This is a genomic window from Inquilinus sp. Marseille-Q2685 (assembly GCF_916619195.1).
GTDB lineage: Bacteria > Pseudomonadota > Alphaproteobacteria > DSM-16000 > Inquilinaceae > Inquilinus.
In genome coordinates, this window is the sequence record NZ_CAKAKL010000002.1 from 109,590 (window position 1) to 135,710 (window position 26,121).

The window sequence follows — 26,121 nt, forward strand, 5'->3', positions numbered from 1 at the left end:
GCTGGTCAACTCTCATGTTCACCCTCCATGTTCTCGATCGTTCAAGGCGTCTCCGATGGCCGTGAGCAGGACATCCGCATCGAAGGGCTTGCGGAAGAACCCGCTGATGCTCTGGGCCCGGTCCTGGTCCGCGATCTCGTGGCGGCCGGTGACCAGGAACACCGGCAGCTCCGGGCGCACCCTCCTCACCAGGTCGCGAAGCTCGAAGCCGTCCAGGCCCGGCATCCCGATGTCGGTGATGAGCAGGTCCAGCTCGGCCAATCCGCCGATGAGCAGCGATTCCGCCGACGGGAATCCGCGGGCCGCATAGCCCGCGGATTCCAGCAGCTCCTCCACCGATTCGAGCAGCCTCGGATCGTCGTCGACGATCGCCACGACGGGTCTTCTTCGCTTGCTCACTCGATCCCTCCCGGTCGCCGCGAATGGGTGATCGGAATTTCCAGTCGTTCCGCGATGCGCACGAGATCGGCAAGCGATGCCGCGGCCATTTTCTGCATGACGTTCCTTCTGTGGATCTGCAGCGTGACCTCGCTGATCCCGAGCTCGGCGGCGGCCTGCTTGTTGAGGAGGCCGCTCACGACCAGCGGCAGCACCTCGCGCTCGCGCGGCGTCAGGTCGAGATAGCGCTGTCTCAGCGCGCGCAGCTCGGCGCGCTCCGATCGGTTGGTCCGGTCCTGGGCGATCGCCGCGTGGATGGCGGCCATCAGGTCCGCATCGCTGAAGGGCTTGGTCAGGAAGTCCACGGCACCGTGCTTGATCGCGCGCACCGAGGACGGGATGTCGCCATGGCCGGTGATGAAGACGATCGGCGGATGATCGCCCTCCGCGATCTGCCCCTGCAGATCGAGGCCGTTGATGTCCGGCAGCTCGACATCGAGGATCAGGCAGGCAGGGGCGTCCGGCTTGGGCGCGCCGACATAGTCGCCGGCCGATCCGAACGCGATCGCGCGCATGCCGTGCGACTCCAGCAGCTCGCCGAGCGCTTCCCGGATGCGCGCGTCGTCATCCACGATGAAGACGATATGGTCGTCCGTCGTCATGACATCGCTTTCGCTTCGACAGGCAATGTGAAGATGAAGGTCGATCCATGCGGCTCGTTCTTCTCCGCCCAGAGCCGCCCGCCATGCGACTCCACGATCGAGCGGCAGATCGCGAGCCCCATGCCCATCCCGTGTTCCTTGGTCGTGAAGAACGGCTCGAATATCCTCTCTGGAAACTCGACGCCCCGGCCGCGGTCGCTGATCTCGATCTGAACCGCGGTCCCGGTCCGGTGCGCATGCAGCCGCAGAACCCCGCCATCGGCAACGGCGTCCATCGCCTCCAGGCCGTTGCGGATCAGGTTGATCAGGACCTGCTGGATCTGGACGCGGTCGAGCGCCACGGGGGGCAGTTCCCCGTCGACCTCGACATCCAGGCGGATGTGGCGCCGCGCCGCCTCCCCGGCCATCAGGTCGCGCGCCTCCGCGACGACGCTGCCCAGCGCCGTGGCATGCCTCGTCTCGACCGTTTGCTTGAACAGGGCGCGGATGCGGCTCACGACGTCGGCGGCGCCGTTGGCGTCGCGGATGATGCGCTCCACCGTCCTTTGCGCGCGCTCGAGATTCGGCGGATCCGCCGTGAGCCAGCGCTGGCAGGCATGCGAGTTCGCCACGACGGCCGCCAGCGGCTGGTTGACCTCATGCGCGATGGAGGCGGAGAGCTCGGCGAGGCTGGCCGCCTGGCTGGCGCGCGCGAGGGTCTCCCGGGCGAGGCGCAGCTCCTCCTGCGCGCGCAGCTCGTCGTCGATCTCGATGGACGCGATATACCATTGCACGATCGTGCCGTCCGCATCGCGCAGCGGCTGCGCGCGCGCCTCGATCCAGGGATAGAGGCCGCGCTTGTCGAGGCGGCGGAACCGGTTCACGAAAGGCCGTCCGGTCGCAAAGCCGTCCAAGGCCCTCTCGAGCATTCTCGGAAGGTCGTCGGGGTGGGCCAGGTGCCGGGCCAGCGCCTCGAAGTCCTCGATGTGCTCCGGCGGCGCGCCGACCTGCTCGAGATAGCGTCTGCTGGCGGAGGTGATCTTGCCCGTGGGGCCGAAGCTCAGGATGTTGACGGGCACGGCGTCGATCATCTGCTGCAGCTGCTGCGTGCTGGTCCGCAGCGCCTCCTCGACGCGCAGCTGGTCGTCGATGTCGTGCGACAGGCCGTACCACTGGAGGATGCGTCCGCTCTCGTCCCGCAGCGGCTCGGCGCGGCCCGACATCCAGCGATAGACCCCGTCCGCGCGGCGCAGGCGATAGGTCAGGGAGAAGGTCTCGCCGGTGGCGATGGAGCGGTCGAGCGCCTCCCTCAGCCGGGCGGCATCATCGGGATGGACGAACGCCGCGATGGCGGCCGCCAGCCCGCTCATCCCGGGCCTGTCGTAATCCCCGACGTCCAGGCCCAGGAACTCGACCATGCGTTTGCTGAAGAAGACCGGCTCTCCCTCCGGGTTCAGCCGCCAGAGCAGGCTCGGAACCATGTGGACGAGCTGCGAGAACTCCCGCTCCCGGGTGCGCAACGCCTCCTGCGCATGCACCTCGTCGTCGATGTCGAGGGAGATCACGTACCATTGCGCGATCGCTCCTCCCTGGTCCCGCAGCGGTTCCGCACGGCTGTCGACCCAGCGGTACACGCCGTCCCAGCGGCGCATGCGATACTTCATGGAGAAGGGATCGCCGGTGACGAGGGCGCGGCGGACCGTGTCCAGCAGGCGGGTCGCATCCTCGGGATGGACGAGACCCCGTATCGCTGCTGCCAGCCGGCTCATCTCCGGCTTGTCCAGCTGCGCCAGGTCGCTCAGGCCGAAGAAATCCAGCAGGCGCTTGTTGAAGAAGATCGGCTCGCCTTCCGGCGTCAGGCGCCTGATCTGGACGGGGACCATGTCCACGAGCTGGGAGAGCTCGCGCTCCCGGTCGCGCAGCGCCTCCTGCGCGCGCACCTCGTCGTCGATGTCCAGGGAAACGCCGTACCATTGCGCGACGTTTCCGGTTTCATCGCGCCGCGGCTCCACCCGGCACTCCGCCCAGCGATAGGCGCCGTCCTTCTCGCGCCAGCGGAACCGCATCGCGGTGCCGCTGCCGGTTTCGAAGCAGCCCCACAACGTGCGCTGCACCGCGGGGGCGTCTTCGGGATGGATCAGCTCCTGCAGCATCGTCTCGATGCGCGGCTCCTCGAGGGCTTCGGGGTCCGCGATGACGGAGCGGAGATGGTCCTGGTACCGCTTGTTGAAGTAGAGCGGTCCGCCCGTCGGCGCCACGCTCCAGATGCGGACCGGCACCGCGTCGATCATCTCCTGCAGCTGCCGCTCGCTGCGCCGCACCGCCTCCTCGGCCTTCACCTGGTCGTCGATGTCGTGGCACAGGCCGTACCATTGGACGATGCGCCCGTCCTGGTCCCGCAGCGGCTCGGCGCGGCTCGACATCCAGCGGTGGACGCCGTCGTGGCGGCGCAGGCGGTATCGCATGGCGAAGACCTCGCCGGTGGCGAGGCAGCGGCGGAGCGCATCCCCGAACGCCGCCGCGTCGTCCGGATGGACGGAGGCCTCGATCATCGCGGCCAGCCGGGTCATTCCCGGCCGGTCCGTGTCCGGCACGTCCAGGCCGAGGAAATCGACCATGCGCTTGTTGAAGAAGGTCGGCTCGCCGTCGGGCGTCAGCCGCCAGGCATGGCTCGGCACCATGTCCACGAGCTGCGACAGCTCCCGCTCCCGGTCGCGCAGGGCGTCCACGCTCCGGCGCAGCCCGAGCACCGCCAGCTGGTGCTGCCGGGATATCGCGGCCACGATGAGGGCCGACAATGCCGAGATCGCCAGGAACAGCTGCAGCATGACCTGCTTGTGCCTCTGGGACTCGGGATCGCCGGCGAACTGGCTGGCGCCGGATATCGTGAAGCCCGCCGTGATCAGGGCCAGGAGCATCAGGGTGACGACGGCGCCTTTGAACTCGAAGCGCACGGCGGCCCAGAGCAGGGGCGGCATGATGATGTAGGCGAAGGCCAGATAGCCGCTCAGGGACAGCACGGCGACACCCAGGAAGATCAGCCCCAGGACGCAGGCTTCCGCCCACTGCGCGGCCGAGATCCGGGCCTTGCTGCGCCAGCTCTCGAACACGACCAGCGCCAGCGGCGCCACGATCAGGATCCCGGTGGCGTCCCCGATCCACCAGAGCGGCCAGGCCGCCGCGAAGGATTGCGACTGGATGCCGAACCACGCCAGTGTCGCGCTCCCCACTGTCGCGCTGATGACCGGCGCCAGCCCGGCGCCCAGCACGATCAGCGCGAGGACCTCGCGCAGGGTTTCCAGCCGGACCGGCCGCCCGCAGGCCCGGTTCACCATCCATGCGCCGGCCGCCGCTTCGAGGGCGTTGCCGGCATAGATCAGCAGGGCCGCCGGCAGCGGGCTGTGGAACCACACGATATTGGCGAACAGCTCGGCCAGGCAGCCCGCCAGCACCCACCACGGCCAGCTGTGGCCGGAGGAGAGCATGAGCGTGGCGATGAACAGCCCGCCCGGCGGCCAGATGGAGATGCCCGTCCCGGGGACGATGGCCAGCGACTGGGCGAATCCGGCGGCCAGTATATAGGCCGCAACAAACAGTCCCAGGTGCAGGAATTGGGGACGGTGCGACCAGACACGCATCATCGGCTGCTCCTGCAACAAGGAAGCCTGGGATCAGCGCGTCCTATAGCACCTGCCCTCGATATCGGGGTTGGCGGAAATCTCACCACACCCTACTCCCGCCGGGATCCGGCCGCACATCATGGAAATCCATGTATTGCAATGAGGGCGGTCCCCCAAAGTAACGGCGGTGACAATCCGCGTCGTGAGGAAGAACCCACCTAAACCACGGGATAGTTACGCAGAGATTGCGGATGGCGCGACATGGTGGTCCAGCCGCCTCAACGAGGGCCGCTTGTCCAAGGTGCCCGTGATCGCAATCGTCGATGATGACGGCGTGCTTCTCGATCACCTCAGGGCGGTGGCCTTGGGCCAGGGCGGCGGGCCCGGTGATCAGGGCGCGGGAGACAAGCCCCCGGTGGTTCACATGGACGAGACGCTCCCTTTCGACGATGACCCTGACGCGGAGGCCTTCGCGGATGCCCCGCGCCTGGCGGCGGCGCTCTGGACGCTCGACACGGCAGGCGTCCGTCGGTTCATGACGTCCCGGATGGCCGGTGGCGAGCTGTGCCGGGCGGATTGGGTCGGGGGCGTGCTGGGGCGCGCCCTCGTCGTGGATCTCGATGAGCGGGGCGTGCACCTGCTGGGCGGCTTCGGCGGCCGCGACGAGATGATCGGGCGGCCCATCGCCGATTTCTGGCCGCCCGAGAGCAGGGCCGACTTGGCCGAGATGATCGCCGAGGTCGCGACCGACCGGTCTCCCGGCGCGAAGCGGACGCGCGGGATCGGCTCCCTGCTGCTGCGCGATCCGGTGGTCACGGTCTCGCGCCTGCATGAGGACGGCGCCGGCATCGTGCGGGTGACGGTGACGGGCCCGGTGCGCGACCCTCGATCCTACTGGGCGGTGCGGGCCAGCGAGGAGCGGTACCGCAACCTCATCCGCCACATGCCCAACCCGCTGCTGCGGATCGACGCGACGGCGATGGTGCCGGTCTTCGCGCGGCTGAAGGCCGAGGGCGTCTACGACCTCGACTCGTACCTGGATAGCCATCCGGAGCTGCTGGATCTGGCGAAGCGAAGCGTGCGCGTCACCGAGATCAATCCCAGCGCGGCCGCGCTGTTCGGGGCGGCCAGGGCAGCGGATCTCCTCGGACCGGTGGACTACCTGTTCGAAGCGTCCCCGGACACGCCCCGGCGGATCATGGTCGCGCATTTCGAAGGCCGCCGCAGCCATGCCGAGCTGATCAAGCTCCGCAGGCTCGACGGCCGGCTGCGCGACGTGCAGTTCGCGGTGACCTATCCCGCGCCGCCGGAGCTGCGGGACGTCACGGTCGTCAGCCTCGACGACGTCACCGACCGGCTCCGCACCGAGGCGCAGCTGCGCCAGCTCCAGGCCGACTTCGCACGCGCCGCCCGGATCTCGACCCTGGGCGAGCTCGCCACCTCGATCGCGCATGAGGTGAACCAGCCGCTCGCCGCCATCTTCACCAACGCGGAGACCAGCCTGCGCTGGCTTTCGCGCGACGAGCCGAACCTGGCGAAGGTGGCCCAGCTGACGACCCGCATCGTCGCCAGCGCCCGCCATGCCAATGAGATCGTCCAGCGGATCCGGGCCATGACGGCCAGGCACGCGCCGGAATGGCGCCCCCTGGACCTGAACGAGGTGGTCGAAGAGGCGCTGCCGTTCCTTCGCCACGACATAGAAAGCCGCGCGATCCGGCTGTCGACGAAGCTCGGCCTCGGCCTGCCCCGCGTGATCGGCGACCGGGTCCAACTGCAGCAGGCGATCGTCAACCTGCTGGTCAACGGCGTCCAGGCCATCGGCCAGGCCGGCGCCCAGGACGGCCATATTGAGCTGGGCACCGGTCTCGGCCCCGCGGGCGAGGTCGTCTGCACGGTCCGGGACGACGGGCCCGGCATCCCGGAGGAAGATCTCGACCGCATCTTCGAAGGCTTCTTCACCACCAGGGATGAAGGCATGGGCCTCGGCCTCGCCATCTGCCGGTCGATCATGACGGCGCATGGCGGCGGCATCGCCGCCTCGAACCGCCCCGAGGGCGGCGCATGCTTCCGGCTCTGGCTTCCCGCCGAGCCCGCGAGGGGGCAGGGCCAGCAGGGGACGGCCGGGGCCTGACCTGTGCCAAGGGACAGGATGACCCATCCTTCGGCGTGCCGGATGACCGGTCGGCACAATGGTGGAGGGGGCCCGGAATCCACGATCCTCCTCTCGTTTCCTGGTGCCGAGCCCGGCCCGTTCGAGAGGTGAACCATGAAGATCGTCGTCATAGGCGGGACCGGCCTGATCGGTTCGAAGGTCGTCGCCATGCTGAGCCGGAAGGGCCACCAGGCCCTCGCCGCCGCGCCGGCCACGGGCGTCGACACCGTCACCGGCCGGGGGCTGGACGAGGCGCTGACGGGCGCCGACGTCGTCGTCGACGTCGCCAACTCGCCGTCCTTCGAGGACGGGCCGGCCATGGAGTTCTTCCGGACCGCCGGCCGGACCATCGTCACGGCGGAGGTGAAGGCCGGCGTCCGGCATCACGTCGCGCTCTCGGTGGTCGGGACCGAGCGGCTGCAGGACAACGGCTATTTCCGCGCCAAGCTGGCGCAGGAGAGCCTGATCAAGGCATCGCCGATCCCCTACACCCTGCTTCGCGCCACCCAGTTCTTCGAGTTCATCCGCGGCATCGCGGACCTCTCCACGACGGATGGCGCCGTGCGCTTGCCGCACACGCTGTTCCAGCCGATGGCGGCGCAGGACGTCGCGGCCGCGGTCGCCGAGGCGGCGCTGGCCGCGCCGGTGAACGGGATGCGGGAGGTGGCCGGGCCCGCCCCGTTCCATCTTGACGAGCTGGTCGCCAGGGTCCTCGAATTCGACAAGGATCCGCGCCGGGTGATCACCGATCCGGCGGCGACCTATTCCGGCGTCCAGGTGGACGACAGGTCGCTGATGCCCGGCCCGGACGCTCGCCTCGGCACCACCAGCTTCGACTGGTGGCTCGCCAACGTTCCCCCGCCGCCGAAGAAGTAGCCGGCGGCACCATCAGCAGGAAAGGACCCAGCGATGCTGAAGCCTCTCTGCATCGGCGCGGCCGTGCTCATGGGGATCTTGGCCCTGGCGAACGGCGTCTTCATGCTCGTCTCGCCCGAGGCCTGGTACGTCGCGGTGCCCGGCGTGACCACGACCGGCCCGTTCAACCAGCACTTCATCCGCGACATCGGCCTGATCTTCCTGTTCGTCGGCGCCGCCTACCTGTTCGGCGTCGTGGAGCCGCGATACCGCGTGATCTCCTGGGCGGCCCCCACCCTGTGGCTCGGCGGCCATGCCCTGTTCCACTACTGGGAGGTCGCCGTCGGCATCTGCGGGCCGTCGGTGCTGATCCGCGACTTCCCGGCCGTCACGCTCCCGGCCGCCCTCGGGGCGCTGCTGACCCTCTGGGCGATCGCGGACGACCGCTCCACCAGCCCTTTCCTGAGGGAGACCTACCGATGACCCCGCGCCTGAGCATGCTCCAGGCCTAATCCACGCGCGGCAGGCTGATGGTGGCGCGCAGCCCCTTCGCCTGGTTGGCCAGGACGATGTCGCCGCCATGGTGGCGCACGATGGTGCGGGCGATCGACAGGCCGAGGCCGACGCCGCCGGTCTCCGGGTTGCGGGAGTTCTCGATCCGGAAGAACGGGGCGAACACCTGCTCGCCGACGCCGTCCGGGATCCCCGGCCCGTCATCCTCGATCACGATCTCGACGGCGTCGTCGGTGCGCGCCAAGTGGACCCGGGCCCGCTCGCCGTAGCGGACCGCGTTCTCCACCAGGTTGCGGATGGCGCGGCGCAGCGCATCGGGCCGGCAGCGGTAGCTGATCTTCGGCCCCTCCCGGAAGGTGACGTCCTGGCCCAGCTCGGCCAGGTCGTCGCACAGGCTCTCGACCAGCGCCGGCAGGTCGACCGTCCGGGTGCCCTCGGCCGTCGCCTCCTCGCGGGCGAAGGCCAGCGTCGCCTCGGTCATCTTCTGGACCTCGGCGATCGTCGCCAGCATCTTCTCCCGCTCCTCCGCATCGGCGACGAACTCGGCGCGCAGGCGCAGCGAGGTCAGCGGCGTGCGCAGGTCGTGGCCGATCGCCGCCAGCATCCGGGTGCGGTCCTCGACGAAGCGCTGCAGCCGCTCCTGCATCCGGTTGAAGGCCTCGGCGGTGTTGCGGATGTCGTCGGGGCCGGCCTCAGGCAGCGGCGCCACGGATTCGCCGCGGCCCAGCGCCTCGGCGGCGACGGCCAGGCGCCGCATCGGCCGGGCGATGCCGCGGGCGACGACGATGCCGAACACCGACAGCACGATCGCCGTGACCGCGACCGACACCACAGACTGGTTGGTCCAGAACGAATTGCCGTTCGGCTTGGCGTAGGCGCTGTTCAGCCACGCGCCGTTGCCCAGCTCCACCGACAGGCCCATGCCATAGGCCGCGTCGAGATACAGGAACTTCGCCGGGCCCGACAGTGGCCAGGCATGGGCCGGCACGTCCGCCCAGGGCGTGGTGACGGCCGCCGTGGCCGTGCCGATCCCGAGGATCTGCGCCGTCTCCTGCCGATCCTGGGGCTTGTCCTTGTCGTGTTTCGGGGCTTTCGGCCCCCAGGGCGTGAGGTTCGGCAGCGGCTTGGCCAGCTGGGTCCAGGCCTCGCGCCGCCAGGCCATGGCGTCGCCCGGGCCGTCGGCCGACACCCAGAAGCGGCTGTAGGTGGTGCCGCTGGCGCTCAGGATGTCGTCCTGCAGCGCCGGCGGCGTCGCCTCCAAGAGACGGGCCAGCGACGCGGTGCGGCTGAAGAACTCGCTCTTGGCCGCGGCCTTCAGCGCCTGGCCGCGCTCGTCCCAGGAGATCAGGAAGCCGATGCCCTGCGACAAGGCAAGGGCCAGCAGCATCAGCCCGATGAACTGGGCCGCCAGGCTGTGCGTCCACCACCGCCTCATGCCGGCTCGACCTCCGCCACGAAGCTGTAGCCGCCGCCCCAATGGGTCTTGATCAGGGCCGGCGTCTTGGGGTCGGCCTCGATCTTCTTGCGCAGGCGGCTGACCTGGTTGTCGATGCTGCGGTCGAAGCTGTCGGCGGCGCGGCCGACGGTCAGGTCCAGGAGCTGGTCGCGGCTGAGCACCAGGCCGGCATGGTCCAGGAAGGCGTTCAGCAGCCGGAACTCCGCGGTGCTCAGCGGCACCGCGACCCCGTCGTTGCCGACCAGCTCGCGCCGGCCGACATCCAGCAGCCAGCGGTCGAAGCGCAGCGCCTTGGCCTTCAGCCGGCCGCGCTGCGGCGGCAGGCTGTTCACCCGGCGCAGCACGGCCTTGATGCGGGCCAAGAGCTCGCGCGGGTTGAACGGCTTGGTGACGTAGTCGTCGGCGCCGATCTCGAGGCCGATGATGCGGTCGGTGTCCTCCGCCATCGCGGTCAGAAGGATCACCGGCACGTCGCCGGTGCCGCGCAGGTAGCGGCACAGCGACAGCCCGTCCTCGCCCGGCATCATGACATCGAGCACGATCAGGTCGGGCGCGCTGCGCTCCAGCAGGCGGCGCAGCGCCGCCGCGCTTTCGGCGACGCTGACCCTGTAGCCGTGCTGGGACAGGTATTTGCCGACGAGGTCGCGGATGTCCCGGTGGTCGTCGACGACGGCGATGTGCGGTACGGATTCCATGCTGCGCTCCACGGCCGAACATACCGAAAACGGCGCCAGACCCCGCGCAGGAAATTGTATCAGATTGTCTCGGATCCTGGGTTTGCGACAGTCGGTGACCGAAAACCCGGTCCGGCGACAGATCCCTGCGACACTTGCCGGCCATAGTGCCCCGGTCAGCGCAACAGCGATGGTCGAGGGCAATGCTGGGATTCGGATGGGACGGCCTCGGCGCGCGGATGCCGGTGCTCCGCGCGGCCGGCCTCGGGCCCGACCGGGCCGCGGCACCGCGCTCCGCCTTCGCGGCGGTGCTGTTCGCCGACATTGTCGGCTTCACCCGGCTGTGCGAGACGCTGGAGCCGGCGGGCACCTTCGCCCTCCTGTCCGGCTTCCACCAACGCATGGCGCAGGCGGTGGCGGATCACGGCGCCGCCATCGGCGACCCGATCGGCGACGGGATCATGGCGGTGTGGTGCAGCCCGGCGCCGGTCGCCGCCTGTTCCGCCCTGCGCTGCGGCTTCGCCATGCTGGAGGAGATCGAGGCATGGAACCTGGCGCGGCGCGACGGCCTGCCGCTGCGCATTGGCGTCGGCCTGCATGCCGGCCCGGTGATGATCGGCCGGGTCGGCGCCGCCGGGCACGACAAGCTCGGCGCCTTCGGCGACACGGTGAATGTCGCCCACCGGCTGGAGCGGATGACCCGGACCCACCGCAGCGACATCATCGTCTCGGAGGAGCTGTTCCGGGCCGTGGCCGTGCACGACCCGGCGGAGGGCCGGCTGGCCTGGTTCCCCGCCGCCGGCCGCGCCGACATCCCCGGCCGGGCGGAAGGCGTCGCGATCCGGGCCGCGAGTCTCGCCTGAGCCGATCGTATCAAACTGTCCGGCCCGGTCCGGGCCGCGACATTCCGCGACAAACCCGCCGGCCCCCGGGCAAAGTTCTGCGACAAGCGGCCGGCATGGTGCGTGAGCATTAGAGCGTGGCCTGGAATTCGTTCCGGTGAGGCGGCTGGCGTGGCTTTCGAGAACCGGAGCGCAGCGGACATGAAGGTCCGTGAACACCGGAAGCGCAGAAAGCCGCGTCAGACGGCCGCCGGGGCGAATTCCGGGTCACGCTCTCAGCGAAAGGGATGACCCCCATGCATGACGCGACACAGATCCGGCCTGCCGGGCCCGGCGCCGCTCTCGCGGCCGGCCCGGCGATCGATCCCGAGCGCATCGAGCCCGGCTGGAGCCCGCCGGTCGACCGGCTGGCCCTGAGCTGGGACGAGGTGGCGGCCAGCTGGCTGGCGGCCTGCGGGCTGCTGGCGATCCTGGGCGTCGCCGCGATCATCGGCCGCGAGCCGGTGGGCGAGCCGGTCTATCTCTCGGCCGGCCTGCCCGGCATCGGCCTGACCGCCGGCGCGCAGGACTGCCGGGCGTCCACCGTCCAGGGCACCGCGCCCTTCATCCTGGCCCCGCGGCCGCGGGGCCATGCCTGACCGCCGACCGATCCCCGACCGATGGAGACTTGTTTCGTGATGACTTCGGCCCGTCCGGCCATGCTGCTGGCCTTCGCGGCGCTGCTCGGCGCCCCCTTGCCCGCCGTCGCGCAGGATGCCGCGACGGGCGAGCGCGCCTTCCGCCAGCGCTGCGCCTCCTGCCACAGCCTCGACCCCGGGCAGAACCGGGCCGGCCCCAGCCTGGCCGGCGTGATCGGCCGCAAGGCCGGCAGCGTCGAGGGCGCCCGCTATTCCAAGGCCCTGCAGGACTCCGGCATCACCTGGGACGCCCGGTCGCTCGACGGATTCCTGGCCGATCCGCGCAAGGCGGTGCCCGGCACCAGCATGACGGTCCGCCTCGCCGACGCCGCGCAGCGCGAAGCCGTCATCGCCTACCTGTCCGGCCGCTGAGCCGGGAATTTGTATCAAACCGTGTCAGCGGGCCGTTTCGAGACGGCTCGCGACAAAGGCCGGGGCCGCCGGACAAGGTTCTGCGACAGCCGGCGCCCAGGCTTCCCCCGTGCAACCACCACAGGAGACGTGTCGTGCTCACCAGAATCCCTGTTCCGGTCCTGGCCGGCCTCGCCCTGCTGGCCACCATCGGCACCGCCCTGGCCCAGGGCGACGGCTGCATCAAGCGCAACACCACCGCCGGGGCGCAGAGCACCCCGGCCACCACGACGACGGCGCCGGCCCCGGCGTCCGACGCGCGCCAGAGCTGAGGCGCAGCGGGCATCGGCGTCCGGCCGGTGCCCGCCAGCCGCGTGACGGCGTTCCGGCCCCACCCAGCTCAACCGCGAGGCAGCCATGGCCTTCACTCTCAGGATCAACGGAACCGAGCGCAGCGTCGATGTCGAGCCCGATACGCCCCTCCTGTGGGTGCTGCGGGAGCAGATCGGCCTGACCGGCACCAAATACGGCTGCGGCATCGCGCAATGCGGCGCCTGCACCGTGCATATCGACGGCGTCGCCACCCGCTCCTGCTCGATGCCGGTCAGCGCGATCGCGCCGGAGCAGCAGATCACCACCATCGAGGGGCTGTCGCCCGACGGGTCGCACCCGGTGCAGAAGGCCTGGCTCGCCCTCGACGTGCCGCAATGCGGCTACTGCCAGGCCGGCATGATCATGGCCGCGGCCGCCCTGCTGCAGCAGAACAAGAGCCCGACCGACGACGACATCTCGGCGGAGATCACCAACATCTGCCGCTGCGGCACCTATAACCGGGTGCGTGCGGCGATCAAGCAGGCCGCCGCCGACGGCGGCACGGTCCAGAGCGGTTGAGGGAGGCGACGATGACGATCGTGCAGAGCATTTCGCGCCGCGGCTTCATCGTCAGCGGCGCCGCCGCGATCGGCGGGCTGTCGCTGGGCTTCCGCGTGCCCTTCGCCGGCGAGGCCCTGGCGGCCGAGGCGGTGCCCGAGGTCAACGCCTGGGTGGTGATCCGGCCGGACGAGACCGTGGTGATCCGCATCGCCCGCTCCGAGATGGGCCAGGGCACGCTGACCGGCCTGGCCCAGCTGGTGGCCGAGGAGCTGGGCTGCGACTGGTCCCGCGTCACCACCGAATACCCGACCCCGGGCGAGAACGTCGCCCGCGACCGGATCTGGGGCAACTTCTCCACCGGCGGCAGCCGCGGCATCCGCGAATCCCAGGACTATGTCCGCAAGGGCGGGGCGGCGGCGCGCGAGATGCTGGTCGCGGCCGCGGCGGCGGAATGGCAGGTGCCGCCGGCGGAGTGCACCGTCGACAAGGGCGTGATCACCCATGCCGGCAGCGGCCGCAGCACCACCTTCGGCAAGGTGGCGGCCGCCGCCGCGCAGTTGACGCCGCCGGCCGAGGTCCGGCTGAAGGACCCGAAGGACTGGACCATCGCCGGCAAGCCGCTGCCGCGGCTGGATACGGCGGACAAGCTGACCGGCAAGCAGGTCTACGGCGCCGACATCGTGCGGCCCGGCATGCTGAACGCCGCGATCAAGGCCTGCCCGGTGTTCGGCGGCAAGCTGAAGAGCTTCGACGCCGCCGCCGTCGCCGGCATGCCCGGCGTGCGCAAGGTGGTGCAGGTCGACGACACGGCGGTCGCCGTGGTGGCCGACACCTGGTGGCGGGCCAAGACCGCGCTGGACGCCCTGCCGGTGGTCTGGGACGAGGGGCCGAACACCGGCGTCTCCAGCGCCTCGATCGCCGAGATGCTGGCCGCCGGGCTCGATGCGGACGATGCCTTCATCGGCAACCAGGCGGGCGACGCGCGCCAGGCGATCGCCGGCGCGGCGAAGACGGTGACGGCGGTCTATGCCTTCCCGTTCCAGAACCACGCCACCATGGAGCCGATGAACGCGACGGCGGTGTGGACGCCGGAGCGCTGCGAGGTCTGGACGCCGACCCAGAACGGCGAGGCCAGCCTGGCGGCGGCGGCCGAGGCGGCGGAGCTGCCGGTGCGGCAGTGCGAGGTGTACAAGATGCATCTCGGCGGCGGCTTCGGCCGGCGCGGCAACTTCCAGGACTATGTGCGGCAGGTGGTGCGCATCGCCAGGCAGATTCCCGGCACGCCGGTGAAGCTGCTGTGGTCGCGCGAGGAAGACATGCTGCACGGCGCCTATCACCCGACCACCCAGTGCAAGCTGACCGGGGCGCTCGATGCGGACGGCAACCTGGTGGGGCTGCACATGCGGATCTCCGGCCAGTCGATCCTGGCGGCGGTGCGGCCGGAGGGCATGCAGAACGGCATGGACCCGGTGGTGTTCCAGGGCCTGGTCGGCAGCGGGGCGGAAGGGGTGATCGGCTACACCGTCCCCAACCTGCTGGTCGACCACGCCATGCGCAACCCGCCGGTGCCGCCGGGCTTCTGGCGCGGCGTCAACCTGAACCAGAACGCCGTCTACCTGGAGTGCTTCATCGACGAGCTGGCCCATGCCGCAGGGCAGGACCCGCTCGCCTTCCGCCGCAAGCTGATGGCGAACCATCCGAAGCATCTCGCGGTGCTGGAGGCGGTGGCGCAGGGGATCGGCTGGGACAGCCCGCCGCCGGAGGGCCGGCATCGCGGCCTGGCCCAGATCATGGGCTTCGGCAGCTATGTCGCCGCCGCGGCGGAGGTCTCGGTCACCGACGGGCGCCTCCGCATCCACCGCATCGTCGCCGCGACCGATCCCGGCCATGCCGTCAACCCGGCGCAGATCGAGCGGCAGGTCGAAGGTTCCTTCGTCTACGGGCTGTCGGCCTGCCTCTACGGCGAATGCACCGTGAACGGCGGCCGCATGGAGCAGGAGAACTTCGACACCTACACCGTGCTGCGCATGGACGAGATGCCGGCGGTGGAGACGATCATCATGCCGTCCGGCGGCTTCTGGGGCGGGGTCGGGGAACCGACCATCGCGGTCGCGGCCCCGGCGGTGCTGAACGCGGTCTTCGCCGCCACCGGCAAGCGCATCCGCACCCTGCCGCTGGTGAACCACGACCTGAAGAGCGCATGACGACGCGCCTGATCCTGGCCGCACTGTGGGTGCTGGCCGCGGCTCCGGCCGCGGCGCAGCCCTCCGGCGCGGCCTCCTGCGCCGGCTGCCACGCGCCGGGCGGGTCGGGGCCGGTGCCCAGCCTTGAGGGCCGCCCGGCCGCGGAGATCGCCGCGGCCATGGCGGCGTTCCGCAGCGGCGAGCGGCCGGCGACGGTGATGGATCGGATCGCCAGGGGCTTCACGGATGACGAAACGCGTGCGATCGCGGAATGGCTCGCCGCCGGGACTCACCGGGACCATGCGGCCCGGCCGTAGGGCCATCCTCCGGGGCATGGCCGCCGGCGGGGCGGTGCTCTGGGCGCCGTCCGTGCTGGGGCAGGGCACGGCGCGGGTGGTCGTGGTCGGCGGCGGCTTCGGCGGCGCCGGCTGCGCCCGCGCCCTGCGCCGCCATGACGTGGCGGTGACGCTGGTCGAGCCGGAAGAGCGCTTCACTGCCTGCCCCTTCAGCAACGAGGTGATCGCGGGACTGCGCGACCTCGACGCCCAGCGCTTCGGCTATGACGGGCTGCGGCGCGACGGCGTCGAGGTCGTGCACCGCAGCGCGACCGCGATCGATGCCCGGTACCGGCGGGTGCGGCTCGACGACGGGTCGGAGCTCGCCTATGACCGGCTGGTCCTGGCGCCCGGCATCGAGCTGCGCTTCGACGCCTTGCCCGGCTACGACCGGGCCGCCGCCGAGGCGATGCCGCATGCCTGGAAGGCGGGCGGCCAGACGCTGCTGCTGCGCCGGCAGCTGGAGGCGATGCCGGATGGCGGCGTGGTCGCCATCGCCGCCCCGGCCAACCCGTTCCGCTGCCCGCCCGGGCCCTATGAGCGGGCCAGCCTGATCGCGCATTACCTCAAGACCCGCAAGCCGCGCTCGAAGCTGATCGTGCTCGACGCCAAGGACGCCTTCTCCAAGCAGCGGCTGTTCCAGGTCGCCTGGGACGCCCTGTATCCGGGCCTCCTGGAATGGGTGCCGCTGTCCTCCGGCGGAAAGGTGACCGAGGTCGACGTCGCGGCGAAGACGCTGGTCACCGAATTCGGCAGCCACCGCGCCGACGTCGCCAACGTCATCCCGCCGCAGCGGGCCGGCGCCATCGCCCGGGCCGCCGGCGTCGCCGACCAGACCGGTTGGTGCCCGATCGATCCGGTCACCTTCGAATCGCGGCTGCAGCCCGGCATCCATGTGATCGGCGACGCCGCCATCGCCGGCGCCATGCCGAAATCCGCCTTCGCCGCCAACGCCCAGGCCCAGGTCTGCGCCGCCGCCGTCGCCGGCCTGCTGCGCGGCGAAACGCCGGGGGAGCAGAAGCTGGTCAACACCTGCTACAGCCTGGTCGCGCCGGGCTACGGCATCTCGGTCGCCGGGGTGTACCGGCCGGCAGACGGGCTGCTGCGCGAGGTCGAGGGCGCCGGCGGCACCAGCCCGCTCGACGCGCCGCCGGAGGTCCGGGAGCTGGAGGCCCGCTACGCCGAGGCCTGGTTCCAGACCATCACCGGATCGGTGTTCGGATGAGAGGGGTGGCCTCTCTGGTCCTGGCCGTGCTCGCCGCCGCGGCGCCGGCGGCCGCGGAGCCTTACGCGGTCGAAGGCGACGCCATCCCGCGATCGCTGACCGGGCGGCCCGGCGATCCGGCCCGCGGCCAGGCGCTGATGGCCGACCGGCAGCGCAGCCTGTGCTCGCTCTGCCATGCCGGCCCCTTCGCCCCGCCGCACCAGCAGGGTACCCTGGCGCCGGACCTGCAGGGCATCGGCGCGCGCCTGAACGAAGGGCAACTGCGCCTCAGGGTGGTCGACATGAAGCGTCTGGTCCCGGAGTCGATCATGCCGTCCTATGTCCGGACCGAAGGCTTCGCCCGCGTCGCCGCGGCCTGGCAGGGCAAGCCGGTGCTGACGGCGGCGGAGATCGAGGACGTGATCGCCTATCTCGCGACGTTGAGGGAGTGAGGGATGGCCGAGGTCCAGCGAAGCACCCGTCCCCCAACACCGTCATTGCGAGGAGGCGAAGCCGACGAAGCAATCCAGGGGCCGGTGCGAGCGGCCCCTGGATTGCTTCGCTGCGCTCGCAATGACGGTGTTGGAATCTCCGGGCAGTTCTTGCTCCCCCGCCGCGGCGTGCTGGCGGCCGGCGCGGGCCTCCTCGCCCTGGCGCTGGTCCCCTCGCCGGCCCGGGCCCGGCCGTCGCTGGAGGAGGTGATCCGCGGCTTCGCCGGCGAGGCGGAGATTCATCCGGGCCGGGTGCGCTTCGACATCCCGCCCCTGGTCGAGAACGGCAATGCCGTCGGCGTCACGGTGGCGGTGGACAGCCCGATGACCGAGGCCGACCACGTCCGCCGCATCGGCCTGTTCAACGAGAAGAACCCTCAAGGAGACATGGCGGTGTTCCATCTCGGCCCGCGCTCGGGCCGCGCCAGCGTCTCGACCCGGGTCCGCCTCGCCACCTCGCAGACCGTCGTCGCCCTGGCGGAGATGAGCGACGGCAGCGTCTGGTCGGCCGAGGCCGACGTGATCGTGACGCTCGCCGCCTGCATTGAGGACCTGTCGTGACCCGCGCCCTGATCAACGCCCCGAAGACCGCACGGCGCGGCGAGGTCATCGAGATCAAGGCGATGATCGCGCACAAGATGGAGACGGGGTATCGCCTCGGCCCGAACGGCCAGCCGATCCCGCGCGACATCATCCACCGCTTCACCTGCCTTTATAACGGCGTCGAGGTGTTCTCGGCCGAGCTGTTCCCGGCCATGTCCGCCAACCCCTTCATCGCCTTCACCACCGTGGCCACGGAGTCGGGGACGATCGACTTCGCCTGGACCGCCGATGACGGCACGGTCGAGCGGGCGGCGGTCGAGATCACCGTCACCTGATGCGGACACGGTCGTGTCGGGCGCTGCTGCTGCTCGGCGTAGCGCTCGCGGTCGGCGGCCAGGCCCCGGTGGCCGACCGTCGCTCGGGCTTCGACTTCATGGCGCCGGAGACGCAGGCGCTGCAGCGCGACGACACCGCCAATCCCGGCATGCTGTGGGTGATGGAGGGCGAGGCGCTGTGGCAGCAGCCCGCAGGGGCCGCCGGCGTCTCCTGCTCCGGCTGCCATGGCGACGCGGCCGAAAGCATGCGCGGCGTCGCCGCCCGCAGCCCCGCCTTCGATGCTGCGACCGGCCGGCCGATCGACCTGCAGGGCCGGATCAACCAGTGCCGCCGGTCGCGCCAGGGGGCCGAACCTTTTGCCGCGGAAAGCCAGGAGCTGCTGGCGCTGACGACCTATGTCGCCCACCAGTCGCGCGGGATGCCGGTGGAGCCGGTCACGGACCCGAAACTCGCGCCTTTCGTCGAGGAGGGACGCCGCCTGTTCGAACGGCGGATCGGCCAGCTCGATCTGTCCTGCGCCGCCTGCCATGACGAGCGCTGGGGACAGAAGCTGGGCGGCAGCATGATCCCGCAGGCCCATCCGACCGGCTATCCGATCTATCGCCTCGAATGGCAGTCGGTCGGGTCGCTGCAGCGGCGGATGCGCAACTGCATGATCGGCGTGCGGGCCGAGCCCTACGCCTGGGGCGCGCCGGAATTCACGGCGCTCGAGCTCTATCTGCGCTCGCGCGCCGAAGGCCTGCCGGTCGAGACGCCGGGGGTGCGCCCCTGACTTTGATGGCCGCCCCCGGCCGCCCCCGCCCGTCTGCCGTTCGACTCGACCTCTGCTTTCCACACTCCCCCTCCCGCAAGGGTAGGGGGAGAGCGGAAAACACAGGTCAGTTCGGGTGATCGAATTCTGGAAAGGTCCCGCTTGCGAGACCTTTTCAAAACGCCGTCAAGGCAAGAAGACCAAGCCGCCGAAGCCATCCCTGCGGGAACGCCCGCTCAACGCGCCGGCGCGGTCCAGCCGGCGAACCCTCGTCCCTCTTCGGCCAGGCGGCGCAGCAGCGGCGCCGGGGCCAGGGCCGGTTCGCCGCGGGCGGCGGCGAAGGCCTCCAGCCGGGCCGCCACGGTCTTCAGCCCGACCTGGTCGGCGTGGTACATCGGGCCGCCGCGCCAGGCCGGCCAGCCATAGCCGTTGATCCAGATGACGTCGATGTCGCCGGGACGGGCGGCGATGCCCTCCTCCAGGATCCGGGCGCCCTCATTGACCATCGGATGGACCAGCCGCTCGACGATCTCCTCGGCCGGGATCGGGCGGCGCGTGACGCCCAGCCGGGCGGAGACCTGCTGCAGCAGCGCCTCCACCTCCGGGTCGCGCACGCCGCTGCGGGCACCCTCGGGATAGAGGTAGTAGCCGCGGCCCGCCTTCTGGCCCAGGCGCCCGGCCTCGCACAGCGCGTCGGCCACCGGCGCCGTCTGGCCCAGCGACTTGCGGTTGCGCCAGGCGATGTCCAGCCCCGCCAGGTCACTCACGGCAAAAGGGCCCATGCGGAAGCCGAAGCCGGTCAGGGCGGCGTCGACCTCGTGCGGCAGCGCGCCCTCGATCAGCAGGCGCTCGGCCTCCTGGGTACGGCGGGCCAGCATGCGGTTGCCGACGAAGCCGCGGCAGACGCCGACCACCACCGGCACCTTGCCCAGCCGCTTGCCGAGATCCAGCGCCGTCGCCAGCACCTCCGGCGCCGTCGCGCGGCCGCGCACAACTTCCAGAAGGCGCATGACATTGGCCGGGCTGAAGAAATGCAACCCCAGCACGTCGCCCGGCCGGGACGTGGCGGCGGCGATCTCATTCACGTCGAGATAGGAGGTGTTGGTGGCCAGCACCGCGCCGGGCCTGGCGACGCGGTCCAGCGTGCCGAAGATCTGCCGCTTCAGATCCATGTCCTCGAAGGCGGCTTCGACCACCACATCGGCGTCGGCAGCGGCCTCCAGCCCGACCTTGCCGGTCACCAGCGCCATCCGCCGGTCCCGCTCCTCCGCCGACAGGCTGCCGCGCTGGACCGACGCGGCATAGGTCTTGGCGATTCGGTCCAGGCCGCGGGCCAGCAACTCGTCCCCGGTCTCGATCACCGTCACCGGGATGCCGGCATTGGCGAAGCACAGGGCGATGCCGGCGCCCATGGTGCCGGCGCCGATCACCGCGGCCCGGTCGACCGGCCGGCGCGCCGTGTCCTTGGCCAGCCCCGGCACGCGGGCGGTCTCGCGCTCGGCGAAGAAGGCGTAGCGCAGGGCCTTGGACCGATCGTCGGCGACCAGGGCCGTGAAGCGGGCGCGCTCCAGCGCCTGCCCGGCCTCGAAGGGTTCGGTGAAGGTGGCGCGCACCGACTCGGCCAGGGTGGCGATGTTCGGCAGGTCCGGGCTGCGCTTCAGCGCCTCGGCCGCCGCCTGCTCGAAGGCCTCGCGGCCGCCCGGCTGCAACTGCCGGTCCAGGTCGCGGGTCCGCCGCTTCGCGTCGGCCCCGGCCAGCTCCAGCGCCTTGGTCCTGGCGGCCGCCAGCAGGTCGCCCTCGGCCACCGCGTCGACGATGCCCAGCGCCAGCGCCTCGGCCGCCGGGACCGGGTTGCCCTCCGCCATCAGCCTGAAGGCCGGGGCGGCGCCGATCAGCCGCGGCAGCCTTTGGGTGCCGCCGGCGCCGGGGATCAGCCCCAGCTTGACCTCGGGCAGGCCCAGCTTGGCCGCCGGGCCGGCGATGCGGGCGTGGCAGCCCAGCGCCACCTCCAGCCCGCCGCCCAAGGCCGCGCCGCCGATCGCGGCGACCACCGGCTTGCCGACCGAATCGAGGGCGTCGATCACGTCAGGCAGGGAGGGCGGCACGGGCGGCTTGCCGAACTCGCCGATATCTGCGCCGGCGATGAAGGTGCGGCCCTCGGCGGCGATGACGATGGCGCGGACCGCCGGGTCGGCATCGGCGCGGCGCACCGCCTCGGCCAGCCCGGCGCGGACGCCGGCGTCCAGCGCGTTCACCGGCGGGCTGGCGATGGTGACGACGGCGATGCCGTCCTCGACCGTGCTGCGCACCTTCTCCATCGGTCCTCCCCCGTCGGCGGATCACATCGGCATCCCTTCGGTATAGGCGATGTCATTGATCCGCAAGCCGGATGGTATAGGCTTCGGGGCCTTCCGACGGCGCAGCAGGCGGGGTCCGATGGCTCACGGGGGACGATGGAACGGACGGGTGGCCGCCGCGGCAGTCGCGGCGCTGGCGCTGCTGCCGGGGCCGGCCTCGGCCGGCGACTGCATGGCCCGCGCGGCCCTGCAGGCCGGGGTGCCGACCGAGCTGATCCTGGCCATGTCCTATGTTGAGACGCGCTGGCGCCAGCAGGCGGTGAACGCGTCGAACAGCAACGGCAGCGAGGATGTCTGCATGATGCAGATCAACTCGATCCATTATCCCCGCCTGGCCGCGCTCGGCGTCACCCGCGACGCGCTGCTGGCCGACCGCTGCGTCTGCCTCCTGGTCGGCGGCGAGATCCTGCGCGAGATGCGCGCCGCCACCGGCGGCGACGACATCTGGTCCGCCGTCGCCGCCTACAATGCCGGGCCGGACAACCTGGCGGCGGGCCGCCCCTATGCCGACCAGGTCCGCCGCGTGTACGAGGCGATCCACGTCATCCAGGGGCAGTGAAGGACAACGCTCAATTCGTCATGGCGAGGCGCGCAGCGCCGTGGCCACCAGGGGCCGATGCGAGCGGCCCTGGATGGCCACGCCCCTTCGGGGCTCGCCATGACGATCTTGAGTGTGGTTCGACGCCTACTGCGCGATCTCCCAGGTCACGGTCACGCGGGCGGTGAACTCGCTCTCGCCGGCCTGGATCGGCACGGCGGCCGCCTTCTCCATGGCATAGGCGGCGATCATCGGGCGTGGGCCCTGGTCGGCCCCGGATTCGACGATCGTCACGATGCGGCCCAGTTTCACGCCGGCGGCCTTGGCGATCAGCTCGGCCTTGCGCCTGGCGTCCGCCACCGCGGCCTCGCGCGCCTTGTCCAGCACCGGCGTCGGGTCGGCCAGGCCGAAGTTGACGCCGTCGATCTGGTTCGATCCGGCCTCGACCGCGGTGTCCAGGATCGCGCCCAGCTTGGTCAGGTCGCGGATCCGGACCGACACCTGGTTGCGCACCTCGTAGCCGTCGATCCGCGGCGGCTCGTCCGAGCCGCCGGACGAGGACAGCCCGCCGCCGGAATTGGTGTAGCGCGGCTGCACCGAGAAGCCGCTGGTCTGCAGGTCGGCGGGCTGGATGCCGGCCTTCTTGAAGGCGTCGATCAGCGCGCCCATGGCCTTGCTGTTGGCGTCCACGGCCTCGCGCGCGGTCTTGCCCTCGCTGGTGACGCCGCTGGTGACGGTGGCCTGGTCCGGCACAGCGCTGGCGCTGCCCTCGCCGGCCAGGGACAGGGTCTGGGCGGCGGCCTCGGCGGCCAGGGCCGGCGCCGTGGCGGCGATCGTGGCCGGCACCGCCACGGCGGCGAGCAGGGCGGCGGCGAGCAGGCTGGAACGGAATCGGGTCATGGTCGAATCCCGAAAGGGTTGCGGTTGAGGCGCAGTAGAGGGGCGAATTGCGACGAGGCCAAGGCAGGCATCGGGTCCCATAGGCAGCGGCTCCGGGCCGGGGTAGAAGGGATTCCCGGACGGAGGGAACGAACATGACGGCCGACTTCATCCTGCCGCGCGACGCCGATCTCGGGCTGCGGCGGATCGCCAACCGCACCGGCCTCGCCGCCGCCCTGCTGCCGAACGGCACGCTCTTTACCTTGTCGCACCGGGCGGACGACAAGAGCGACCCGGTGCTGGTCAACCAGGTCCTGGGATCGCCGATCGCCGGCGGCATCGGCCGGCTGCTGCTGCGGCTCGGCGAAGGCCGCGCGGTCGAGGCGGTCGGACCGGCGGCGTGGCTGCGGGTGGGAATAGGGCCGGACCGATTCGTCTGGGCCGGAGAGGCCGAAGGCCTGGCGCATCGCGTCACCCTGTGGCTGGCGCCGGACGCCGATCTCTGGCTGTGGCGGGTCGAGGTCGAGAACAAGGGGACGGCCGCGGCCGGGGTCTCGGCGGTGCTGCTGCAGGATATCGGCCTCGGCAGCCGCGGCTTCCTGATGAACAACGAGGCCTATGCCTCGCAATACATCGACCACCACATCGCCCGGCATCCGCGCCTCGGGCCGGTGGTGATGAGCCGCCAGGCCCTGGCCCAAAGCGGCCGGATCCCCTGGGTGGCGCATGGCTGCCTGCAGGGCGCGGCCGGCTTCGCCACCGACGCGGCGCAGAGCTTCGGCCCCGGCTTCCGCGACCGGGCCGAGGTGGCCGGCGCGCTGCCGGGCGAGCGGCTGCAGCACGAGGTTGCCTGCCCGGCCATCGCCTCCGCCCCCGTCGCACTGGCGCCGGGCGCGAAGGCGGCCTGGAGCTTCTTCGGCCTGTTCGTGCCCGACCACAAGGCTGCGTCCGCGGACGCCGACCTGGCCGTGGTCGACCGGGCGCTGCAGGCCGCGGAAGCCTTCCGCCCGGCCGAGGTGGCGCTGGAGACCCCGGTGCGCGGCCTGCTGCAGGACGCGCCGCCGCTGGTGGCCGAGGATCTCGATGCCGCCGCGCTCGACCGCCTCTGGCCGGCCCGGCGGCTGGAGGAGACGCGGGGCGGCGCGCTGCAATCCTTCTTCGTGGAGGAGGGCGACCTGAACCGTCACGTCGCGCTGCGGGTGAAGGAGCTGGGGCTGCGCCGCCGCCACGGCGCGCTGCTGCGGTCGGGCGCGGCGCTGCTGCCGGCCGACGACCTGCTCTGCGCCACGGTCTGGGCGCATGGCGTCTTCGCCGCCCAGCTGACCGTCGGCAACACCTCGTTCCACAAGCTGTTCTCGGTCTCGCGCGAACCCTACAACATCACCCGCGCCTCCGGCCTGCGCATCCTGGTCGACGCCGGGGGAGGCTGGCGCCTGCTCTCCGTGCCGTCGGCCTTCGAGATGGGGCTGGCGGAGGTCCGCTGGATCTACCGCTTCGGCGGCCGCACCGTGACCGTCCGTGCCGCCGTCTCCGGCGCCGATACGGCGATGCAGTGGCGGGTGGAGGTCGAGGGCGCGCCCTGCCGCTTCCTGGTCCTCGGCCATCTCGTGCTCGGCGAGCGCGAGCTGGAGCAGGCCGGTCGGGTGTCGATCGACGCCGCTGCCAGGCGCATCGCCTTCCGCCCCGACCCCGACTGGCTGTGGGGCCAGCGCTATCCCGACTCGGTCTACCACCTGGTGACGCCGACTCCCGAGGCGATCGAGGCGGTCGGCGGCGACGAGCTGCTCTATGCCGACGGGCAGGGGCGCGGCGGCGGATATGTCGCGCTGCGCACCGGTGCCGTGACCGGCTTCGGCTTCGCCGTCACCGGCTCATTGACTGACCCCGCCGCGGCGGCAGCCCTGGCCGACCGCTATGCCGCCGGCGTGTCCTTCGACGAGATGCTGGGCTCGGCCAACGCCCACTGGGGCGAAGTCACGCGGGGCCTGCGGGTCATCGGCGGCGGGTCGGAAGGCGCGGCGCTGGACGCCGCCTTCCCCTGGCTGGCCCATGACGCGATGATCCACCTGACCGTGCCGCACGGGCTGGAGCAGTACACCGGCGGCGCCTGGGGCACGCGCGACGTCTGCCAGGGCTCGGTCGAGTTCCTGCTGGCGCTGGAGCACGACGCCGCGGCCAAGGAGGTGCTGCGCACGGTCTTCGCCCAGCAATACGAAGGCCGGGGCGACTGGCCGCAATGGTTCATGCTGGAGCCGTATTCGCCGATCCAGGACCGGCATGCCCATGGCGACGTCATCGTCTGGCCGCTGAAGGCGCTGTGCGACTACGTCGAAGCCACCGGTGACATGGCCTTCCTGGACGAGCCCGTGGCCTGGCGCAACGAGCAGGACTTCACCCGCACCGAACGCCGCGACCCGGTCTCGGCCCATATCGATCGCATCGTCGCGGTGGTGCAGGAGCGGTTCATCCCCGGCACCTGCCTGCTGCGTTACGGCGAGGGCGATTGGAACGATTCGCTGCAGCCGGTCGACCCGCATCTGCGCGATTGGATGGTCAGCGCCTGGACCGTCGCCCTGCTGATCCAGCAGCTCGGCCGCTGGGCCGGGGTGCTGGACCATGCGGGCCGGTCGGCCAAGGCGCGCGAGATCGAGGCGCTGGCCGGGGCGATGCACTGGGACCTGCAGCGCCACCTGGTGCGCGACGGCGTCCTGGCCGGCTATGCCGTGTTCAACCCCGACGGGACCGTGGCCGAGCTGCTGCTGCATCCGGACGACACCCGCACCGGGCTGCACTATTCGCTGCTGCCGATGAAGCGGGCGCTGATCGCCGGGCTGTTCGCGGGCGAGGCGGTCGAGCGCCATCTCGGGCTGATCCGCGAGCACCTGACCTTCCCGGACGGCATCCGGCTGATGGACCGGCCGGTGACCTATCGCGGCGGGGGCGAGACCCTGTTCCGCCGGGCCGAATCCGCCGCCTTCTTCGGCCGCGAGATCGGGCTGATGTACACCCATGCCCATCTCCGCGCCGGCGAGGCGATGGCGGCGCATGGCGAGGCGGACGCGGTGTGGCGGATCCTGCTGCAGGCCAGCCCGGGGGCGTCGACCGAGGGGGGGCCGAATGCGACGCCGCGCCAGCGCAACGCCTATTTCAGCTCCAGCGACGCCGCCTTCGCCGACCGCTACGCCGCCGGCGCCGACTGGGCGCTGGTGAAGCAGGGGGCGATCGCCGCGGATGGCGGCTGGCGGGTCTATTCCAGCGGGCCGGGTCTGACCACCAACCTGATGCTGCGCCACGTCTTCGGGCTGCGCCGCAGCTTCGGCGAGCGGATCCTCGACCCGCTGCTGCCATCCGGCCATCCGGACCTGGCGGTGGAGCTGGTGCGGGGCGGGGAGCGGCGGCGCTACGGCCGGCCCGCCGGGGCATGAGCGCCGCAAGATCCGGGTTGCCGGCGCTGCCGTTGCCGGCTGGGATG

The 26,121-nt window shown here is 71.4% G+C and carries 24 protein-coding genes; 17 read left to right on the forward strand and 7 right to left on the reverse strand.

The annotated features are described in order from the left end of the window. Positions 1-18 precede the first annotated feature (18 nt). Genes LG391_RS09425 through LG391_RS09435 form a run of 3 tightly spaced genes read right to left on the reverse strand, consistent with a single transcriptional unit; the run spans position 19 to position 4,660 of the window. Positions 19-375: a response regulator gene (locus tag LG391_RS09425; protein WP_225767755.1), complete on the reverse strand. Its 357-nt coding sequence runs from the start codon at positions 373-375 to the stop codon at positions 19-21. A gap of 20 nt (positions 376-395) precedes the next feature. Continuing rightward, positions 396-1,040, reverse strand: a complete 645-nt coding sequence (locus LG391_RS09430; protein ID WP_225767756.1) for a response regulator transcription factor — start codon at positions 1,038-1,040, stop codon at positions 396-398. Continuing rightward, positions 1,037-4,660 (reverse strand): PAS domain-containing protein, encoded by a 3,624-nt coding sequence (locus tag LG391_RS09435; RefSeq protein WP_225767757.1) that lies wholly within the window; start codon positions 4,658-4,660, stop codon positions 1,037-1,039. Before LG391_RS09435 ends, LG391_RS09430 begins: the two co-directional genes overlap by 4 nt. Positions 4,661-4,826: 166 nt before the next feature. Between LG391_RS09435 and LG391_RS09440 the strand changes: the two genes are divergently transcribed. The 3 genes from LG391_RS09440 to LG391_RS09450 all read left to right on the forward strand — a co-directional run bounded on the left by LG391_RS09440 (position 4,827) and on the right by LG391_RS09450 (position 8,129). Then, positions 4,827-6,770: an ATP-binding protein gene (locus LG391_RS09440; protein ID WP_225767758.1), complete on the forward strand. Its 1,944-nt coding sequence runs from the start codon at positions 4,827-4,829 to the stop codon at positions 6,768-6,770. A gap of 135 nt (positions 6,771-6,905) precedes the next feature. Then, positions 6,906-7,667 (forward strand): SDR family oxidoreductase, encoded by a 762-nt coding sequence (locus LG391_RS09445; RefSeq protein WP_225767759.1) that lies wholly within the window; start codon positions 6,906-6,908, stop codon positions 7,665-7,667. 33 nt (positions 7,668-7,700) lie between these two features. Further along, entirely contained in the window at positions 7,701-8,129 is a 429-nt protein-coding gene (locus tag LG391_RS09450) for a hypothetical protein (protein ID WP_225767760.1), read from the forward strand. A 25-nt stretch (positions 8,130-8,154) separates the two neighbouring features. Here LG391_RS09450 and LG391_RS09455 read toward each other — a convergent pair whose 3' ends face one another. Beyond that, positions 8,155-9,594 carry a HAMP domain-containing sensor histidine kinase gene (locus LG391_RS09455; protein ID WP_225767761.1) on the reverse strand — a complete coding sequence of 480 codons (1,440 nt, stop codon included), beginning with the start codon at positions 9,592-9,594 and terminating at the stop codon, positions 8,155-8,157. Then, positions 9,591-10,310, reverse strand: a complete 720-nt coding sequence (locus LG391_RS09460) for a response regulator (RefSeq protein WP_225767762.1) — start codon at positions 10,308-10,310, stop codon at positions 9,591-9,593. Before LG391_RS09460 ends, LG391_RS09455 begins: the two co-directional genes overlap by 4 nt. A gap of 182 nt (positions 10,311-10,492) precedes the next feature. Here LG391_RS09460 and LG391_RS09465 point away from each other — a divergent pair, with 182 nt between their 5' ends. The 12 genes from LG391_RS09465 to soxA all read left to right on the forward strand — a co-directional run bounded on the left by LG391_RS09465 (position 10,493) and on the right by soxA (position 18,896). Then, positions 10,493-11,152, forward strand: a complete 660-nt coding sequence (locus tag LG391_RS09465; protein ID WP_225767763.1) for an adenylate/guanylate cyclase domain-containing protein — start codon at positions 10,493-10,495, stop codon at positions 11,150-11,152. Positions 11,153-11,427: 275 nt separating this feature from the next. Further along, positions 11,428-11,769, forward strand: a complete 342-nt coding sequence (locus LG391_RS09470; protein WP_225767764.1) for a hypothetical protein — start codon at positions 11,428-11,430, stop codon at positions 11,767-11,769. Positions 11,770-11,808: 39 nt separating this feature from the next. Beyond that, positions 11,809-12,180, forward strand: a complete 372-nt coding sequence (locus LG391_RS09475) for a cytochrome c family protein (protein ID WP_225767765.1) — start codon at positions 11,809-11,811, stop codon at positions 12,178-12,180. 134 nt (positions 12,181-12,314) lie between these two features. Continuing rightward, the gene (locus LG391_RS09480) at positions 12,315-12,491 is read left to right on the forward strand and encodes a hypothetical protein (RefSeq protein WP_225767766.1); all 177 of its coding nucleotides are present in this window, start codon (positions 12,315-12,317) and stop codon (positions 12,489-12,491) included. Between the two features lie 85 nt (positions 12,492-12,576). Next, positions 12,577-13,050, forward strand: coding sequence for a (2Fe-2S)-binding protein (locus LG391_RS09485; protein ID WP_225767767.1), 474 nt, complete (start codon positions 12,577-12,579; stop codon positions 13,048-13,050). Positions 13,051-13,061: 11 nt separating this feature from the next. Next, a complete protein-coding gene (locus tag LG391_RS09490) occupies positions 13,062-15,236 on the forward strand; it encodes a molybdopterin cofactor-binding domain-containing protein (RefSeq protein ID WP_225767768.1) in 2,175 nt (724 codons plus the stop codon). Then, positions 15,233-15,532, forward strand: a complete 300-nt coding sequence (locus LG391_RS09495) for a c-type cytochrome (RefSeq protein ID WP_225767769.1) — start codon at positions 15,233-15,235, stop codon at positions 15,530-15,532. The genes LG391_RS09490 and LG391_RS09495 overlap by 4 nt, the downstream gene beginning before the upstream one ends. 16 nt (positions 15,533-15,548) lie before the next feature. Continuing rightward, entirely contained in the window at positions 15,549-16,775 is a 1,227-nt protein-coding gene (locus LG391_RS09500; protein WP_225767770.1) for an NAD(P)/FAD-dependent oxidoreductase, read from the forward strand. A 5-nt stretch (positions 16,776-16,780) separates the two neighbouring features. After that, positions 16,781-17,206: a sulfur oxidation c-type cytochrome SoxX gene (gene soxX / locus LG391_RS09505; protein WP_225767771.1), complete on the forward strand. Its 426-nt coding sequence runs from the start codon at positions 16,781-16,783 to the stop codon at positions 17,204-17,206. A 150-nt stretch (positions 17,207-17,356) separates the two neighbouring features. Next, positions 17,357-17,806, forward strand: coding sequence for a SoxY-related AACIE arm protein (locus LG391_RS09510; RefSeq protein WP_225767772.1), 450 nt, complete (start codon positions 17,357-17,359; stop codon positions 17,804-17,806). Further along, entirely contained in the window at positions 17,803-18,123 is a 321-nt protein-coding gene (gene soxZ, locus LG391_RS09515; protein WP_225767773.1) for a thiosulfate oxidation carrier complex protein SoxZ, read from the forward strand. The genes LG391_RS09510 and soxZ overlap by 4 nt, the downstream gene beginning before the upstream one ends. After that, positions 18,123-18,896, forward strand: a complete 774-nt coding sequence (gene soxA, locus LG391_RS09520) for a sulfur oxidation c-type cytochrome SoxA (protein WP_225767774.1) — start codon at positions 18,123-18,125, stop codon at positions 18,894-18,896. Before soxZ ends, soxA begins: the two co-directional genes overlap by 1 nt. 215 nt (positions 18,897-19,111) lie before the next feature. Here soxA and LG391_RS09525 read toward each other — a convergent pair whose 3' ends face one another. After that, positions 19,112-21,193 carry a 3-hydroxyacyl-CoA dehydrogenase NAD-binding domain-containing protein gene (locus tag LG391_RS09525; RefSeq protein WP_225767775.1) on the reverse strand — a complete coding sequence of 694 codons (2,082 nt, stop codon included), beginning with the start codon at positions 21,191-21,193 and terminating at the stop codon, positions 19,112-19,114. A gap of 148 nt (positions 21,194-21,341) precedes the next feature. Here LG391_RS09525 and LG391_RS09530 point away from each other — a divergent pair, with 148 nt between their 5' ends. Continuing rightward, positions 21,342-21,791 carry a lytic transglycosylase domain-containing protein gene (locus LG391_RS09530; protein ID WP_225767776.1) on the forward strand — a complete coding sequence of 150 codons (450 nt, stop codon included), beginning with the start codon at positions 21,342-21,344 and terminating at the stop codon, positions 21,789-21,791. A gap of 126 nt (positions 21,792-21,917) precedes the next feature. Here the strand turns inward: LG391_RS09530 and LG391_RS09535 are convergent, their stop codons facing one another. Further along, entirely contained in the window at positions 21,918-22,670 is a 753-nt protein-coding gene (locus LG391_RS09535) for an SIMPL domain-containing protein (protein WP_225767777.1), read from the reverse strand. A gap of 134 nt (positions 22,671-22,804) precedes the next feature. Here LG391_RS09535 and LG391_RS09540 point away from each other — a divergent pair, with 134 nt between their 5' ends. Continuing rightward, positions 22,805-26,074 carry a hypothetical protein gene (locus LG391_RS09540; RefSeq protein ID WP_225767778.1) on the forward strand — a complete coding sequence of 1,090 codons (3,270 nt, stop codon included), beginning with the start codon at positions 22,805-22,807 and terminating at the stop codon, positions 26,072-26,074. Positions 26,075-26,121: the final 47 nt, after the last annotated feature.